Below are 16,402 nucleotides of genomic sequence, written 5' to 3'. Positions count from 1 at the left end.
GGCGTGTCGCGCGCGTGCCGAGGCGCCCTCGGGCGGGCTGCTCCCGCCGGTACGGCGAGGTGCTGTCGGGTTGGCCGGTTCTCGCCGGTACGACGACGGGCCCCCGGGAAGTCCCGGGGGCCCGTCGTACGAGCTTCAGAGGTGCCGCGGGGCGGTTCAGCCCTCGGTGGTCTCCTCGGCGGCCTCGGCCTGACCGGCCTCGGTCTCCTCGTCCTCGTCGCCGAGGTCCACGACCTCGCCGTTGGTGTCCTTCACCGTGGCGGCCTCGACCACGACGGCCAGGGCCTTGCCGCGGGCGACCTCGCCGACGAGGAGGGGCACCTGGCCACCCTCGACGACGGCCTGGGCGAACTGGTCGGGGGACATGCCGGAGGAGGCCGCACGCCGCATGAGGTGCTCGGTGAGCTCCTCCTGGCTGACGTTCAGCTGCTCCTTCTTGACCAGCTCGTCCAGGACGAACTGGGTCTTGATGCCCTTGACCGCGGCCTCACGGGTCTCGGTCTCGAACTCCTCGGCGGTCTTGCCCTGGATCTCCAGGTACTTGTCGAGGTCCAGGCCCATCTGGCCGAGCTGGTGGTGCTCCAGGTTGTGCTTGCGGGTGTTGACCTCGTCCTCGAGCAGCTTCTCGGGGACGGGGACCTCGACCAGCTCCAGGAGCTTCTCCAGGACGCGCTCCTGGGCCTGCGTGGCCTGGTCGAACTCCTTCATGCCCGCGAGGCGCTTGCGGCTGTCGGCCTTGAGCTCGTCCAGGGTGTCGAACTCGGAGGCGAGCTGCGCGAACTCGTCGTCCAGCTCGGGCAGCTCGCGCTTGGCGACCTGGGTGACCTTGACGGAGACCTCGGCCTCCTTGCCCGCGGCGGAGCCGCCCTTCAGCTCGGAGGTGAAGGTGCCCTCCTCGCCGGCGGACAGGCCCTTGACGGCGTCGTCGATGCCGTCGAGCAGCTCACCGGAGCCGATGGTGTAGGAGACGCCGCTGGCGATGCCGTCCTCCAGCACCTCGCCGTCGACCTTGGCCTCCAGGTCGATGGTGACGACGTCGCCGTCCTCGGCGGCACGCTCCACCGGGGCGGTGGAGGCGAAGCGCTCGCGGAGCTGCTCGACCGACTTCTCGACGTCCTCGTCGGTGACCTCGATGGCGTCGACCTCGACCTCGATGCCGGAGTAGTCCGGGATCTCGAGGGCCGGGCGGACGTCGACCTCGGCGGTGAAGTTCAGCGTCTCGCCGTCCTTCAGCTCGGTGATGTCGACGTCGGGCTGGCCCAGCGGGCTCAGCTCGGCCTCGTTGACCGCCTCGGTGTAGAACTTCGGAAGCGCGTCGTTGACCGCCTCCTCCAGGACCGCACCGCGGCCGAACCGCTGGTCGATGACGCGGGCAGGGATCTTGCCCTTACGGAAGCCCTTCACCGTGACCTGCTGGTTGATCTTGCTGTACGCCGCGTCGAGGCTGTCCTTGAGCTCCTCGAAGGGCACCTCGACAGTGAGCCGAACCCGGGTCGGGTTCAGGGTCTCCACGGCGCTCTTCACGGTTCGGTCTCCTTGTGGCTGACTGCTTGGGTTCTGCCGGAGCCAGACAGCTCCGGCGGATTCGCCGCCCGGAGGAGTACGTAGGCCGTGAGGGCCGGGGCACACGGGCGTGCAGCTTGCATAGTAACCGCAGGCGTTCGGCGCCCCAAAAGGCGATCTTCGCGGCGCCGCCGGCGGGGCGCGGCCGGAACCCGGACCAGAGCTCGGCCAGGACCCGGCGAAAGGGTTGATCGGTGGTCGGGGTGGCGGGATTTGAACCCACGGCCTTCCGCTCCCAAAGCGGACGCGCTACCAAGCTGCGCCACACCCCGTCTGTGTGCGACACGTAGGGTACATGGCCCGGCGGCCCGCGTCGGCCGCATTCCGCGAGGCGGGGCGCGTGGTGTTCGTCGGCCGGACGTGTTGGCCCAAGTGGCGGACGACCCGCTACGATGCCTGAGTGCCGCGGTCCTCGACCTGCGACGCAGCGCTGCGGGCGTAGCTCAATGGTAGAGCCCTAGTCTTCCAAACTAGCTACGCGGGTTCGATTCCCGTCGCCCGCTCTGGATACCGAAAGCCCTGGTTGAAGGGGGTAAATTTACCCCCTTCAACCAGGGCTTTCGGCGTGCTGGAAGCCGCTCGGCGGCCGGCGGCCCGGCATCTCGGACGCCGGTGACCCGGCGACCGTCGAGGGCACCGGGCAGGGCCGGCCGTCATCCGCCGCCCGCGGCTCCGGCGGCAGCGCAGGGTGATCGACAGGCGGCACCGGTTCCACCGGGCCCGCGAGCCCGGGACGATCCGGACGAGGGGCCCTGGCGGCGGCCGGTCAGAACTTGATCGAGGAGATCGAGTCCGCTATCGAGTTCAGGAACCGTTGGATGGACGGCGCCATGCCGCTGGAGGCCAGGAAGAAGCCGAAGAGTATGGCCACGAGGGCCGGTCCCGCCTTGAGGCTCTTCCCCCTGAGAAGCACCACCAGGATGACCGCCAACAGCACCACTACGGACAGCGAAATGGCCACAACTGATCACAACCCTCGGTCGGTCCCTCTGCCGGCCCGGGGGTACGGCCCGCACCCCCGCCAGAACCATCGTGCCACCAACAGGCCCTCTCCATGCGGCCCCTGACAGGATGTCGGTCCGGCCGTCCCGGCGCGGGGGACCCACCGCACTGCAATTCGACGGACCGGCGCGCGAGACTCCGTCCGTAATTGCGTGAGTTCGTTTCCGTGTCCACACATCTCGTGTGCAGGTAATTCGAATTGATGACACCCGGACGGCAGCGGGAGGGCACCGAGGTGCGGTATGCCCCAATTCTTGGGGATGAATCGGTACATCAGGGGCCAACGGCGGACCTCTGTGTGTGCATCATCACGTGCACGGCGGACGCGAGTTCGGGAAATCCCGGGGCGTCCGAAGGGGATAACCAGGAATGACGAGGGGGTTTTACGAAATCCCGCCGACGACGCTAGGGTGCCTGAGATGTTTGACGCCGCCTCGTCTCCCGGCCAGAACCCACGGCCGCTCCCCCCGGCACAGTCGCCGGCGGACGGAGTGCCCGGACCGCGTGCCCCGCAGCGTGCGCAGGAGGAGCAGGCGACGGCGGCCAGACCCGGCAAAGAGCGCGATCCGTTCTTCGACAACGCCAAGTACCTGGCCATCGCGCTGGTGGCGATCGGGCACTCCTGGTCCCCCTGAAGACGGACAACCGGGCCCTCGAGGATCTGTACAACGTCGTCTACACGTTCCACATGCCGGCCTTCATCGTCATCTCCGGCTATTTCTCCCGCAGTTTCGACATGCGCCCGGACCGGCTGAAGCGCCTGGTCACCGGAGTCGCGGTGCCCTATGTGCTGTTCCAGCTCGCCTACTCGCTGTTCAAGCGGTACGCGGGTCACATGGACGGCCCGATCAACCTCTTCTCGCCGTACTACCTGACGTGGTTCCTGCTCGCGCTGTTCGTGTGGCGGATGACCAGCCCGCTGTGGAAGCTGGTGCGCTGGCCGCTGCCGATCGCACTCGGGCTGGCCATGGTCGCGTCGGTCACCCCGGGGGCGGACGACAGCCTGGACTTCGGCCGCATCCTTCAGTTCCTGCCGTGTTTCGTGCTCGGACTGCTGCTGAAGCCGGAGCACTTCGCGCTGATGCGCACCCGTCGGATGCGGCTCCTGTCGCTGCCGGTGTTCGCCGCGGCGCTGGCCATCGGCTGGTGGACCGCGCCGCACATGAACGACAACTGGTTCTACCGCCAGAACGCCGCGCAGGAACTCGGCGCCCCGTGGTGGATCGGTCCGCTGATGACGCTGGCCATGTTCGGCTGCGCCATCCTGCTGACCGCCTGCTTCCTGGCCTGGGTGCCGGGCCGCCGCACCTGGTTCACCGCGCTCGGCACGGGCACCCTGTACGGCTATCTGCTGCACGGCTTCGTGATCAAGAGCGTGCTCTTCCTCGGCGGCTTCGACATCGCCCAGCGCTACGGCGGCTACGGCTCGGCCGTCGTCACCGTCCTCGCGGTGGCCACCGTGTCCGTCCTGTGCACCAGTCCGGTGCAACGGGTGTTCCGCTTCGCCATGGAACCCAAGATGGCCTGGGCCTTCGTCCAGGACGCCACCGAACTGGCCCGCGAGCGGCAGACCAGGGAGCGGGAGCCGGTGAAGGCGGGCGTCTGAGCCCGGGAACCGGGGTCAGGCGTCGAGACCGAGGAGTGCGCGCATCCGTGTGTACTTCTCGGTCAGTCGTTTCCGGGTCGGTCCGTCCAGTACGGCGAGCCGGTCCGGGTCGGCGTTGTGCGCCAGGTCCGACTCCTTCACCAGCAGCGCTCCCGGGGTGTCGAGGATGCGCCGGGCGTACGCTCCCGGCTCCTCCCCCGCGCGCTTGGTGACGGCGTCCACGATGGCCTTGGTGCGCGGGGTGAGCGCGGCCCCGGCCAGCCAGGCGCGGCTCAACGCGCCGTCCTCCACGGCGTCGTGCAGCCAGGCCGCCGCGATCTGTCCGGCGTCGCCCCCGCGGGCGCGGACGCCCTCGGCGACGGCGGCGAGGTGTTCGGCGTACGGCCGTCCCGCTTTGTCCCGTTGCCCCTCGTGCGCGGCACGGGCGAGGGCTTCGACGTCGGCGAGGGTGAGCGGTGATGTCATACGGCCATTCTCCGGAGATCGTCCGTCAGCGGGCGTGGGCGGCGGACTCGCGGCAGATCAGCAGCAGCGCCCTGTCGTCGTTGACGTCCTTGGCGACCGCCTCGATGAGGTGCCAGGCGGCGCCGTGGAAGCCGCCGGCGACGTAGCGGTCGGCCTCGCCGGTGAGGCGGTCGATGCCTTCGACGATGTCCCGGTCGGAGGTCTCCACCAGGCCGTCGGTGAAGAGCATCAGGACGTCGCCGGGGCGCAGTGAGCCCTTGACGGAGTCGAACTGGGCGCCGTCGTAGACACCGAGGAGCGGGCCCTCGGCGGACTTCTCCTCCCAGCGGCCGCTGCCGGCGCTGAGCTGGAGGCCCGGCGGATGGCCCGCGGAGTACAGCTCGTAGTCCCCGGAGTCGAGGTCCAGGACGAGGTGGATGGAGGTGGCGAAGCCCTCGTCCCAGTCCTGGCGGAGCAGATAGCCGTTGGCGGCGGGCAGGAAGGCGTGCGGGGGCAGGGAGCCGAGCAGGCCGCCGAAGGCGCCGGACAGCAGCAGGGCGCGGGAGCCGGCGTCCATGCCCTTGCCGGAGACGTCGGTGAGGACGACCTCCAGGGTGCGGCCGCCGTTGGTGCGGGCGGCCACCACGAAGTCGCCGGAGAAGGACTGGCCGCCGGCGGGCCGCAGCGCCATCTCGTGGTGCCAGCCCTGGGGCAGCTTGGGCAGGGTGGACTGCACCCTGATCCGCTCGCGCAGGTCGAACAGCATGGTGCCGCCGCGCCGCCAGGGCACGCCGACGCGGCTGCGGAACTGGGCGGTGAGCAGGCCGAAGAAGCCACAGGCGGCCACCACCAGGACCACGCCCGGGGTGACGCGCGAGGGTCCCTCGGTGTACGGGCCGAGCCGTACCGACTCCACGATCAGCGCGGTGGCCGCGGTCGCGTACAGGCCCAGCAGGCTGGCCGGGCGCAGCACCAGGCCGCCGGCCACGATCGGCAGGACGAGCATGGCCGGGGAGCACCACACGGAGTCGAACAGGGTCAGGGCCGCGAGGACGGGGATGGTCAGGAGGAGTCCGGCGAAGGCGATCCAGTCGGAGCCGTCGCCGCGGAAGTAGTCGACGGCGCTCCTGCGCAGGCCGACGCGGGCCCGGTGCCACTGCATCTTCCACCGGGCCGTGAGCGTGTCGGCCTTCGCGCGCGTCTCTCGTCCTGCTGCCATTAGTCCGGGACCCTATCCATCGCACCGGCCCCTTGGCACGGGAGGTCCTGCTTGTCCCTCGTGCGGGGCTCGGGTTCACAGGTTCGCTCAGGCACCGGAATTCCGTAAACCCACCCGAAGGAGTGTCAGTGCTTCTGACAGGTGGGGCACCAGAACAGGTTGCGGGCGGCGAGCCCCGCGGTGCGGATGTGGTCGCCGCAGATGTGGCAGGGCTGGGTGGCGCGCCGGTAGACGTAGACCTCGCCGCCGTGGTCGTCCACGCGGGGCGGCCGGCCCATGGCCTCGGGGGTGTGCTCCGGCCGTACGGTGTCGATCCGGTTGTGGCGCACGCCCTCGCGCATCAGGGCGGCGAGGTCGGTCCAGATCGCGTCCCACTCGGCGGGGGTGAGGTCGCGGCCCGTGCGGTAGGGGTCGATGCCGTGCCGGAAGAGGACCTCGGCGCGGTAGACGTTGCCGACGCCGGCCACGATCTTCTGGTCCATGAGCAGGGCGGCGATCGTCGTACGGCTGCGGCGGATGCGCTGGTACGCGGCGGCCGGGTCGGCGTCCTGTCTGAGCGGGTCGGGGCCGAGGCGAAAGTGGACGGCGCGTTTCTCGTCGTCGGTGATCAGCGCGCAGGTGGTGGGGCCGCGCAGATCGACGTACGACAGGTCGTTGGCGAGCCGGAGCCGGACGGTGTCGGTGGGCGGGGGCGCGGGGGCGTCGCCGAAGCCGACCTTGCCGAACAGGCCGAGGTGGACATGGACCCAGTCGCTGTCGCGGAACCGCAGGAACAGGTGCTTGCCGTGGGCCTCGGTGGCGGTCAGCTCGGCGCGGTCCAGCAGGGCGGCGGCGTCGGAGAACTTGCCCTGGGGGCTGGTGACGCGGGGGGCCGTGCCCTGGAAGCGGGCGGCGTAGTCCTGCGCCAACCGGTGAATCGTGTGCCCTTCCGGCAAGGCGGGCCGTCCTTTCCTGTCCTTGTCCGCCCCTCCGGCCCACGGGGCCGGAGGGGCGGCCGTCACCACCTCAGCCTAGGCGCGTCCCCGGCCCGGCCCTCCCGCATCCGGCCATCCGCCGGGTCCGCCGAGCACGACGCCCACCCGCCGCCGAACGCGTCGGCGAGGGGTGGGCGCGGGGGAAGAGGAGGGGTGGGTTACTGCTGGGGGTGGTGCGGAGGGACCGGGGGGAGGTCGCCCGTCGTCTCGTAGTCGGTCAGCATGTCGATGCGGCGGATGTGGCGCTCGTCACCGGAGAACGGGGTGCCGAGGAAGGTCTCGACGAACTTGGTCGCCTCCTCGGTGCTGTGCATGCGCGCACCGACGGCCACCACGTTGGCGTTGTTGTGCTGACGGCCGAGCGACGCCGTCTCCTCGCTCCAGGCCAGCGCCGCGCGCACGCCCTTCACCTTGTTCGCGGCGATCTGCTCCCCGTTGCCGGAGCCGCCGATCACGATGCCGAGGGCGTCGGCGTCGGCGGCCGTGCGCTCGGCGGCGCGCAGGCAGAAGGGCGGGTAGTCGTCCTGGGCGTCGTAGAGGTGCGGCCCGCAGTCGACGGGCTCGTGCCCCGCCGCCTTGAGCCACTCGACGAGGTGGTTCTTGAGTTCAAAGCCCGCATGGTCGGAGCCGAGGTACACGCGCATGAGACGAGTGTGACACGACGGAATCGGGGCAGCAGCCGGGGGTCCACGGCATCCGAGGGGCGTCCGTCAAGGCATCCGGAGGTGAGTCATGCGACACCCGGAGAGCTACGGATTTCGTCGCCAAATGTGAGCGGGGCCATAGAACCTCAAGGGAACCTCAAGTAACAATCCGGATTCAGAGGTTCCCGAATTCGTTCACCTCGGATTCACTGGACCGGCTCGTACACCGCTCGTACGAATCCCGTACCGGACCCCGCAACGGCACCCCCGTTTCCGTACGAGAACCCCCGCTCAACAGGCGCAAAGGAATCCGTCCATGACTCCTCCTGGTTCCGGACTTCAAGCAGGGCTCAAGAACCGGCACTTGACGATGATCGCCATCGGCGGTGTGATCGGCGCCGGACTGTTCGTCGGCTCCAGCTCCGGCATCGCCGCGGCCGGACCGGGCATTCTGCTGTCCTACGCCCTCGTCGGCACCCTCGTCGTCCTCGTGATGCGAATGCTGGGCGAGATGTCCGCCGCCAACCCGACCTCCGGCTCCTTCTCCGAGCACGCCGACCGCGCGCTCGGCCGCTGGGCCGGTTTCTCCATCGGCTGGCTGTACTGGTTCTTCTGGGTCGTCGTGCTCGCGGTCGAGGGAACGGCCGGCGCGAAGATCCTCGAGGGCTGGGTGCCGGCGGTGCCGCAGTGGGGCTGGGCCCTCATCGTGATGCTGGTGCTGACCGCGTCGAACCTCGTCTCGGTCGGTTCCTACGGCGAGTTCGAGTTCTGGTTCGCCGGTATCAAGGTCGTGGCGATCGGCGCGTTCATCGTCGTCGGCCTGCTCGCGATCTTCGGTGTGCTGCCGGGCGCGCACACCGACAACGCGTCCTTCTCCAACCTCACCAGTCACGGCGGATTCCTGCCGCACGGTCCGGGCTCGATCCTCACCGGTGTCCTGCTGGTCGTCTTCTCCTTCATGGGCAGCGAGATCGCCACCCTGGCGGCCGGCGAGTCGGAGGACCCGCAGCGCGCGGTCACCAAGGCCACCAACAGCATCATCTGGCGTATCGGTGTCTTCTACCTCGGCTCGATCCTCGTCGTGGTCACGCTGGTGCCGTGGAACGACGCGTCGCTGGCGAAGCAGGGTTCGTACGTCGCCGCGCTGAACTCCCTCGGCATCGCGCACGCCGGCGAGATCATGAACGTCATCGTGCTGACCGCGGTGCTGTCCTGTCTGAACTCCGGCCTCTACACGGCCTCCCGGATGGCCTTCTCGCTCGGCCAGCGCGGCGACGCGCCCAAGGCGTTCGCCCGCACCACCTCCCGCGGTGTGCCGATGGCGGCGATCCTCGCGTCGGTCGTCTTCGGCTTCGTGGCCGTGTTCTTCAACTACAAGTTCCCGGACACCGTCTTCCTGTTCCTGCTGAACTCCAGTGGCGCGGTCGCCCTGTTCGTGTGGCTGGCCATCTGCTTCTCGCAGCTGCGGATGCGCCGGATCATCCAGCGCGAGGCGCCGGAGAAGCTCGTCGTGAAGATGTGGCTGTACCCCTACCTGACCTGGGCCGCGGCCGCGCTGATCGTCTTCGTCCTCGGCTACATGCTCACCGACACGGAGGGCGCGAGCAGCGGCCGCAAGACCGTGCTGCTGTCCCTGGGCGTGGCGGCGGTCGTGGTGGTGCTCGCCTTCGTGAAGCAGGCGGTCCAGTCCCGCCGTGCCCCGGCGCCGGCCGCCGAGGCCGCGACGGACAAGGTCTCCATCGGCTGACCCGGTCCGCGCACGGACAACGGCCGCGGGGCCCGACGAATTTCGTCGGGCCCCGCGGCCGTTGTCCGAGTACCGGTGGGTGATCAGCGCTTGCCGGCGAACTTCCACGCGGTCGGCAGCAGACCCATCGCGAGGGCGGCCTTGAGGGCGTCGCCGATCAGGAAGGGGACGAGGCCGGCGGCGACCGCCTGGCCGAGGGAGAGGTGGGCGGCCAGGGCCAGGTAGGGGACGCCGACGGCATAGATGACGGCCGAGCCGAGGATCATCGTGCCGGCCATGCGCAGCGGGGAGCGGTCGGCGCCGCGGCGGGCGAGGGCGCCCACGACGGCGGAGGCGAGCAGCATGCCGAGGACATAGCCGAAGGAGACCGCGCCGGTGCCGGAGTCGCCCTCCGCGAACCACGGCACGCCGATCATGCCGGCCACCGTGTACAGGGCGAGGGAGAGGAAGCCGCGGCGGGCGCCGAGCGCGGTGCCGACCAGCAGCGCGGCGAAGGTCTGGCCGGTCACCGGCACCGGGGAGCCGGGCACGGGCACCGACAGCTGGGCGGCGAGCCCGGTGAGCACGGCACCGCCGAGCACGAGGACGGCGTCGCGGGCGCGGGACGCGGGCAGCAGGTCGGCGAGGACGGCACCCGGACGGGCGCTGACGGTGGCGGTGCTCATGGGGACTCCGCGAGGTGAAGGGGCAGGGGCAGGTGGGACATCGCGACGCTATACCGGCGCCCCGAACCCGATCACCGTCAGCGCTCGACAAAGGGTTGATCGACAGCTTGGTGGGCTCCGGACAAAGACGGCCGTTCACACCGGGTACGGCGTGACGACGGTCACTGAGGTGGGGTGCTCCAGCAGACGTCGCGGGCCGACGGCGAGTCTGTAGGAATCCGCCAAAGCGGCGATGGACCCCGCCACAAAGTCCCCGGTCGTCCCGGCCGGTGGGCGTGGGGTGGGCAGGGGACGGGGGGTTTGCCAGCTTCGGGGCATGGTTGCGCAGGCCCGGTATTTCACGTCGCGTCGCTATGTCGACCTGCGGCGCCAGGGCGCGGCCACCTGTCGTCGTTCGGGATAGGGGCGGCCCGCCGCTCGGCGCCGCCTCGTCCTTTCCGGTCTTCCGATGTAACGGCTCCGGTCCCGAGGACGGTTCTCCATGCCCCGCAGTGCGGCGTCCACCCTTGCCTCCCCCGTGCCCCGCGCCGCCGGGCGCGACCGGCGGCGCGCCGGTGCCAGTTCCGTGCTGCGGTCTTCATGTTTCTCTGTGTTTCGCTGTGTTTCCCCGCGTTTCGCCGTGTTTTCGTTGACCGGCTCTTTCCGGGAGACCCCCTCTGCACCGTCGCCTCTTTCTCACCTCCCTGCTGGGCGCATCCGCCGCCGTCGCCGGACTCGACGGCTGCGCCAAGGGCGTGGCCACCGCCGACACCGGCGCCGCCGCCACCCGGCCGCTCGCGGCCGAGGTCCCCGCCGGGACCAGCCTGAAGATCACCTCGTACCAGGGCGTGGAGCAACTCCAGTTCAGACTCGGGAAGTTCCCGCCGCTGCCGTTCACCGTGTCCGACTGGGTGAACCTCGGTGCCGGGCCCGATGTCATCAACGCCTTCCGCGCCAGGTCCCTGGACGTCGCCAACAACGCGGACATCCCGCCGATCCAGCCTGAAGAAGGCGGGCCTCGCCTACGACGACGCCGAATTGGTGCCGCTGACCAGCAACCAGTTCCCGACCGCCCTCCAGTCCGGCCAGGTGGACGTGGCCCCGCTCACCATCGACGTGGTCGACCTGCCCGAGAACATCCTGCGCCACCGCTGGGCGGAGCGGGAGCTGGTCCTGTTCGACAACCGGATCACCCAGCACTACGCCGTCGACAACTACGACGGCCTGCCGCGCCGGCTGCACCGGGTGACCGTCGCCGGTGACGTCCCGGCCGGCGTCGAGGGCAAGGAGAGCTACGCCATCGAGGGCGACGCCTCGCACTACACCCCCGTGCCCGCCCCGGCGGACACCCCCGCCGCCCCCCGGCACCGGCCCGTGCCCGACCCCGCGGTGGCGTAATCGGAGTCTCACTCTCCGAATGGCGGGTGTCCGGATACTGGGCGGTCTCTCCGTGTGAGCGGACGGGCCGCCCAGACTGGGTTAGTTTTTGCCCGCCTATTGCCCGCCTATCGCATCGGGAGAGCCGCGCCCATGCCCAGCCCCACCCGCTCGGACACCCCACGCCTGGCGGAGACCCCCGCCCTCTCCCACGGCCTCAAGCAGCGCCATCTGTCGATGATCGCCCTGGGCGGGGTGATCGGCGCGGGCCTGTTCGTCGGGTCGGGCGCGGGCATCGCCGCCGCCGGACCGTCCATCGTGATCGCCTACGCCCTGTCCGGGCTGCTGGTGACGCTGGTCATGCGGATGCTCGGCGAGATGTCGGCCGCGTACCCGTCCTCGGGCTCCTTCTCCGCCCACGCCGAGCGGGCGATCGGGCCCTGGGCCGGGTTCGCCGCCGGATGGTCGTTCTGGGTGCTGCTGTGCACCGCGGTGGGCCTGGAGGGCATCGGCGCGGCGAAGATCGCGCAGGGCTGGGTGCCCGGCAGCCCGCAGTGGATGTGGGTCGCCCTGTTCATGGTGGTCTTCCTGGGCACGAACCTGGCCGCCGTGAAGAACTTCGGCGAGTTCGAGTTCTGGTTCGCCGCGCTCAAGGTCGGCGCGATCTCGCTGTTCCTGGTGCTCGGCGTGCTCGCCCTCACCGGGGTGCTGCCCGGCACGGACTCCCCCGGCACCGCCCACCTCGGCCACTTCCTGCCGCACGGCGGCCAGGGCCTGGTCATCGGCCTGCTCGCCTCGGTCTTCGCCTACGGCGGCCTGGAGACGGTCACCATCGCGGCGGCGGAGTCCGAGGACCCGGTGCGGGGCGTGGCGCGCGCGGTGAAGACGGCGATGTGGCGGATCGCGGTCTTCTACGTCGGCTCCATGGCCGTCGTCGTCGCCCTGGTCCCATGGAACGACCCGGAGGTCGTGGCGCGCGGCCCCTACGTGGCGACCCTGGACCATCTCGGCATCCCGGGCGCGGGCCGGCTGATGGACGTCGTGGTGTTCGTGGCCCTGCTGTCCGCGATGAACGCCAACATCTACGGCTCCTCGCGCATCGCCTACTCCCTGGTCGAGCGCGGCCAGGGCCCCAAGGTGCTGGCGAAGGTGTCCGGCGGGGTGCCCCGGATCGGGGTGCTGACCTCCTGCGTGGTCGGGTTCGTCTGCGTGCTGCTGAGCTACTGGCGGCCCGATGACGTCTTCCCGTGGCTGCTGAACATGATCGGCGCGGTGATCCTGGTCGTCTGGATCTTCATCGCCGTCTCCCAGCTGCTGCTGCGCCGCCGCATCGAACGCGAGGCCCCGGAGAAGCTGGTCGTGCGGATGTGGGCGTTCCCGTACCTCACCTGGGTGGCGCTCGCGGGCATGGCCGCGGTCTTCGTCCTGATGGCCCGGCAGCCCGACACCCGGGTCCAGCTCTACGCCTCGGGCACGATGACGGTCGTGCTCGCGGCGGCGGGATACGTCTGGCAGCGGGTGCGCGCCAAGCGCTGACCCGGGAGCGGGCGTACGGCGGCTACCGCAGCGCGGCGGCCAGCCGGGAGATCTCGGCGGCGACGGCCCCGGGGTCCGGGGCGACGGTGACCCGGGCGATGCCGTCCAGGGCCGGGTGGGCACCGACCCGGACCGAGTGGTGCGCGTGGCGCAGCAGGTCGAGGTCGTTGATGTCGTTGCCGAACGCGTCGTAGCGGTCGATGCCCAGGGAGGTGAGGGCCTCCCACTTGTTCGTGGTGCCCGGGGCGAAGTCGATGATCGCCTCGTCGAGATGGTGGTGGACGGTCATGCCGAGCACCCGGCCCGCCTCGGCGAGGGCGGGCATGTCGGTCGCCTCGACCACGAGGAACTTCACCACGCGGGCAAGCTCCGCGAGCTCGACCCGGCGGGCGAGGCGGCCCTGGTCGACGCGGCCGAGGACCGGGTGGCCGGCCGGTCCGGTGTAGGCGTAGTCCCACGGTCCGTCGGCGAGGTAGCCCGCGCGGTAGCGGTCGGCCTCGATCAGCAGCTTGCCGAGGTCGCCGGGCTCGAACGCGGCCCGTGCCCGGACCTCGCCGCCGACGGAGACCAGGCTGCCGTTCCCGCCGATCAGCGTGGCGGCGGGGAAGGCCCCGCCGAGCACCGGCAGCAGGTCGCGGACCGGCCGGGCGGAGGCGAAGACCAGGTGGTGGCCCGCGCGTTCGCAGCTCTCGATGGCGGCGCGGATGCGGCCGTCGATCGTCCGGCCGTCGAAACAGAGCGTGCCGTCGACGTCGAAGACCGTGGTGCGGACGCTGGAAATGATCACCGCGCGATCGTATCGACACTAAGGGGAGCCTTCCTGTCGCCCCCGTGCAGTTGTTGCTAGCGTGTAGTTGCAAGCAGTTTGCAATAAGGTCCCGGAGGCGATCACCCATGCCCGTCTACACGCTGCCCGAGCTGCCCTACGACTACTCCGCGCTGGCTCCCGTGATCAGCCCCGAGATCATCGAGCTGCACCACGACAAGCACCACGCGGCCTATGTGAAGGGGGCCAACGACACGCTGGAGCAGCTGGCCGAGGCGCGGGACAAGGAGTCCTGGGGCTCGATCAACGGCCTGGAGAAGAACCTGGCCTTCCACCTTTCCGGGCACATCCTGCACAGCATCTACTGGCAGAACATGACCGGTCCGAAGGACGGCGGCGGCGAGCCGCTGGCCGCCGACGGCGTGGGCACGCTCGCCGACGCGATCAAGGAGTCCTTCGGCTCCTTCGCCGGGCTCAAGGGCCAGCTGACCAAGGCAGCGGCCACCACGCAGGGCTCCGGCTGGGGCGTCCTCGCGTACGAGCCGCTGAGCGGGCGGCTGATCGTGGAGCAGGTCTACGACCACCAGGGCAACGTCGGCCAGGGCGCCACCCCGATCCTGGTCTTCGACGCCTGGGAGCACGCCTTCTACCTCCAGTACAAGAACCAGAAGGTCGACTTCATCGACGCCATGTGGGCCGTCGTCAACTGGCAGGACGTGGCCCGCCGTTACGAGGCCGCCACCTCCCGCGCGAACACGCTGCTGCTGGCCCCGTGAGCCCGGCGCGCCCCGCGCGCCGCTGAAGCGCCCTGCCTCGTGATCGTCTTCTCACCCTTCACGGCGGCAGGCGGATGAGGGGAGGCCCTCCGCGAGGACATGACTCGCGGAGGGCCTTCCGCGTCACGCACAGGGCGAGTTCGAGTCTTCCCGCTTTCCCCACACACCGGGGATTGACGCCCCTCGGGCGATCATTACAACCTGTGTTCCTGTGATGACCTCCAGTGTGCGGGTACTGGCCGCCGGTGATGGCTTCGTGCTCCCCTCGCTGATCACGGCCGCGCTGGCCAGGCAAGCCCACTGCGATGTACGGGAGTTGACGCTCGGCTGGCCGCAGAGACCGTTCGGCACGGTCGCCGAGGTGGAGGAGGCCAGCGGCGCGGAGGAGGAGCTGATCGCGGCCCTCGCCGGCGCGGACGTCCTCGTCACCCAGATGGCACCGGTCACCGAACGGGTGCTCGCCGCCCGCCCCGAGTTACGGCTGGTCGCGCTCTGCCGGGGCCGTCCGGTGAACGTCAACCTCGACGCGGCCCGCGCGCACGGGGTCCGGGTCTGCTGCGCGCCCGGCCGCAAGGCCGCGGCGACGGCCGAGTTCACCCTCGGACTGCTGCTCGCCGCCCTGCGACGCATCCCGCAGGCCCATGACCGCCTTGCCACGCAGGGGAGTTGGGCCGGGTCGCGGTACTACGCGTACGAGCACAGCGGCCTGGAGGTGGAGGACCTGCCCGTCGGACTCATCGGGTACGGCGCGGTCGGCAGCCGGGTGGCGCGGGTGCTGGGGGCGCTCGGGGCGCGGGTGATGGTGTACGACCCGTACGCGCGCGGCGAGATGCACGGGCTGCGGATGGCCTCGCTGGACGCGTTGCTGCGGCGCTCGCGGGTGATCAGTCTGCATGCCCGGCTCACCGAGGAGACGCGGGGGCTGATCGGGGCGCGGGAGCTGGCGCTGCTGCCGCCGGGGGCGGTGGTGGTGAACGCGGCGCGGGGGGCGCTGCTGGACGAGGGGGCGCTGTGCGACGCGCTGGAGGACGGGCGGCTCGCGGTGGCGGCGCTGGACACGTACGCCGACGAGCCGCTGCCGGCGGACTCGCGGCTGCGGACGGTCGGGGGCGGGTGGTGCTGACGCCGCATGTCGGCGGGGCGAGCCGGGCGGTGGCGGAGAAGGGGGCGCGGATCGCGGCGGCGGAGGTGGGGCGGTGGGTGCGGGGGGAATCGCTCGCGCACTGTCTTACGTGAGCCGTGGCGCGGTGCGGTGGGCGGAGGCTCGCCGCGGGGGGGTGCGGGTGCGTTGTGGCGCCGTAGGGGGTGCGGGTGTGTGGCCGGGTGCGGGTGCGTTGTGGCTGGTCGCACCGTTCCCCGCGCCCCTGGGGGAACGGCCGGGCCCGGTGTCGGAACGGGCCCGGCATCGCGGCTACAGGTTGCTGAAGTCGGGGCCCTTCGTCCGCGTCCGCTTGATCTCGTAGAAGCCCGGGACCGAGGCGACGGCCAGGGTGCCGTCCCAGAGGCGGGCGGCCTCTTCGCCCTTGGGGGCGGGGGTGACGACCGGGCCGAAGAAGGCGATCTGCTCGCCGTCCTCGCCGGGGACGGCGATGACCGGGGTGCCGACCTCCTGGCCGACCTTGTCGATGCCCTCCTTGTGGGAGGCGCGCAGCTCGGCGTCGAACTCGAAGTCCTGCTGCTCGGCGTAGTCGATCAGCTCGGCGGGCAGGCCGACGTCGGCGAGGGCCCCGGCGATGGCTTCCAGGGTGGCGCCCTCGCCGTTGTTGTGGATGCGGGTGCCCAGCGCGGTGTACAGCGGGCCGACGACCTCCTGGCCGTGCTTCTGCCAGGCGGCGGTGACCACCCGGACGCCCTGCCAGGCGCGCACGGCGAGCATCTCCCGGTACTCCTCGGGCAGCGTGTCCAGCTTGTCCTCGTTGAGGACGGCCAGGCTCATGACGTGCCAGCGGACCTCGATGTCCCGGAGCTTCTCCACCTCCAGGACCCAGCGGGAGGTCATCCAGGCCCACGGGCACAGCGGGTCGAACCAGAAGTCGACGGGGGTCTTGCCGGACGGAGACGGGGTCTCGGACATGGTTCTCCTCAGCGGAACGGTCTTCTTGAG

General features: G+C 70.7%; 13 protein-coding genes, 2 tRNA genes and 3 pseudogenes. 8 read left to right on the top strand and 10 right to left on the bottom strand.

What is annotated here, in order from left to right; genetic code table 11:
* Positions 1-156: 156 nt before the first annotated feature.
* Both tig and GHR20_RS23955 read right to left on the bottom strand, forming a co-directional pair.
* Positions 157-1,524, bottom strand: coding sequence for a trigger factor (tig, locus tag GHR20_RS23960; RefSeq protein ID WP_111586176.1), 1,368 nt, complete (start codon positions 1,522-1,524; stop codon positions 157-159).
* A gap of 234 nt (positions 1,525-1,758) precedes the next feature.
* A tRNA-Pro gene (locus GHR20_RS23955) sits at positions 1,759-1,835 on the bottom strand.
* Between the two features lie 160 nt (positions 1,836-1,995).
* Between GHR20_RS23955 and GHR20_RS23950 the strand changes: the two genes are divergently transcribed.
* Positions 1,996-2,066 (top strand) — tRNA-Gly (locus GHR20_RS23950).
* Between the two features lie 263 nt (positions 2,067-2,329).
* Here the strand turns inward: GHR20_RS23950 and GHR20_RS23945 are convergent.
* On the bottom strand, positions 2,330-2,524 hold the full coding sequence (locus tag GHR20_RS23945; RefSeq protein ID WP_111586177.1) for a hypothetical protein: 195 nt from the start codon (positions 2,522-2,524) through the stop codon (positions 2,330-2,332).
* Between the two features lie 460 nt (positions 2,525-2,984).
* Between GHR20_RS23945 and GHR20_RS23940 the strand changes: the two are divergent.
* A pseudogene (locus tag GHR20_RS23940) lies at positions 2,985-4,171 on the top strand (acyltransferase family protein).
* 15 nt (positions 4,172-4,186) lie between these two features.
* Here GHR20_RS23940 and GHR20_RS23935 read toward each other — a convergent pair.
* The 4 genes from GHR20_RS23935 to GHR20_RS23920 form a co-directional block, all read right to left on the bottom strand.
* Positions 4,187-4,636 carry an HD domain-containing protein gene (locus tag GHR20_RS23935; RefSeq protein WP_153814338.1) on the bottom strand — a complete coding sequence of 150 codons (450 nt, stop codon included), beginning with the start codon at positions 4,634-4,636 and terminating at the stop codon, positions 4,187-4,189.
* Positions 4,637-4,661: 25 nt separating this feature from the next.
* Complete coding sequence (locus tag GHR20_RS23930) at positions 4,662-5,834, bottom strand: PP2C family protein-serine/threonine phosphatase (protein ID WP_111586180.1); 1,173 nt, start codon at positions 5,832-5,834, stop codon at positions 4,662-4,664.
* 125 nt (positions 5,835-5,959) lie between these two features.
* Positions 5,960-6,769, bottom strand: coding sequence for a DNA-formamidopyrimidine glycosylase family protein (locus tag GHR20_RS23925; protein ID WP_153814337.1), 810 nt, complete (start codon positions 6,767-6,769; stop codon positions 5,960-5,962).
* A 197-nt stretch (positions 6,770-6,966) separates the two neighbouring features.
* Positions 6,967-7,452 carry a ribose-5-phosphate isomerase gene (locus GHR20_RS23920; protein WP_111586182.1) on the bottom strand — a complete coding sequence of 162 codons (486 nt, stop codon included), beginning with the start codon at positions 7,450-7,452 and terminating at the stop codon, positions 6,967-6,969.
* 316 nt (positions 7,453-7,768) lie between these two features.
* On the opposite strand from GHR20_RS23920, the gene GHR20_RS23915 reads away from it, so the two are divergent.
* Positions 7,769-9,199: an amino acid permease gene (locus GHR20_RS23915; protein WP_153814336.1), complete on the top strand. Its 1,431-nt coding sequence runs from the start codon at positions 7,769-7,771 to the stop codon at positions 9,197-9,199.
* An 83-nt stretch (positions 9,200-9,282) separates the two neighbouring features.
* Here the strand turns inward: GHR20_RS23915 and GHR20_RS23910 are convergent, their stop codons facing one another.
* The gene (locus GHR20_RS23910) at positions 9,283-9,864 is read right to left on the bottom strand and encodes a biotin transporter BioY (RefSeq protein ID WP_111586184.1); all 582 of its coding nucleotides are present in this window, start codon (positions 9,862-9,864) and stop codon (positions 9,283-9,285) included.
* 656 nt (positions 9,865-10,520) lie between these two features.
* On the opposite strand from GHR20_RS23910, the pseudogene GHR20_RS23905 reads away from it, so the two are divergent.
* The 3 genes and pseudogenes from GHR20_RS23905 to GHR20_RS23895 all read left to right on the top strand — a co-directional run.
* Positions 10,521-10,950, top strand: a pseudogene (locus GHR20_RS23905) (ABC transporter substrate-binding protein); the annotation flags it as partial.
* Positions 10,933-11,241 (top strand): TauD/TfdA family dioxygenase, encoded by a 309-nt coding sequence (locus GHR20_RS23900; protein WP_343336042.1) that lies wholly within the window; start codon positions 10,933-10,935, stop codon positions 11,239-11,241. The pseudogene GHR20_RS23905 and the gene GHR20_RS23900, both read left to right, overlap by 18 nt.
* Positions 11,242-11,373: 132 nt before the next feature.
* Positions 11,374-12,756: an amino acid permease gene (locus tag GHR20_RS23895; RefSeq protein WP_111586186.1), complete on the top strand. Its 1,383-nt coding sequence runs from the start codon at positions 11,374-11,376 to the stop codon at positions 12,754-12,756.
* A gap of 22 nt (positions 12,757-12,778) precedes the next feature.
* Here the strand turns inward: GHR20_RS23895 and GHR20_RS23890 are convergent, their stop codons facing one another.
* Positions 12,779-13,543 (bottom strand): HAD family hydrolase, encoded by a 765-nt coding sequence (locus GHR20_RS23890; RefSeq protein ID WP_194858973.1) that lies wholly within the window; start codon positions 13,541-13,543, stop codon positions 12,779-12,781.
* A gap of 107 nt (positions 13,544-13,650) precedes the next feature.
* Here GHR20_RS23890 and GHR20_RS23885 point away from each other — a divergent pair, with 107 nt between their 5' ends.
* Both GHR20_RS23885 and GHR20_RS23880 read left to right on the top strand, forming a co-directional pair.
* Positions 13,651-14,298, top strand: coding sequence for a superoxide dismutase (locus tag GHR20_RS23885; RefSeq protein ID WP_111586187.1), 648 nt, complete (start codon positions 13,651-13,653; stop codon positions 14,296-14,298).
* Between the two features lie 214 nt (positions 14,299-14,512).
* A pseudogene (locus GHR20_RS23880) lies at positions 14,513-15,534 on the top strand (NAD(P)-dependent oxidoreductase).
* A 175-nt stretch (positions 15,535-15,709) separates the two neighbouring features.
* Here the strand turns inward: GHR20_RS23880 and GHR20_RS23875 are convergent.
* Positions 15,710-16,372, bottom strand: a complete 663-nt coding sequence (locus tag GHR20_RS23875; protein WP_111586189.1) for a DsbA family protein — start codon at positions 16,370-16,372, stop codon at positions 15,710-15,712.
* Positions 16,373-16,402: the final 30 nt, after the last annotated feature.

The organism is Streptomyces sp. SUK 48, assembly GCF_009650765.1.
Classification (GTDB): Bacteria; Actinomycetota; Actinomycetes; order Streptomycetales; family Streptomycetaceae; genus Streptomyces.
The sequence above is the reverse complement of the archived record's forward strand: the minus strand, read 5'-3'. Positions and strand labels throughout refer to the sequence as shown.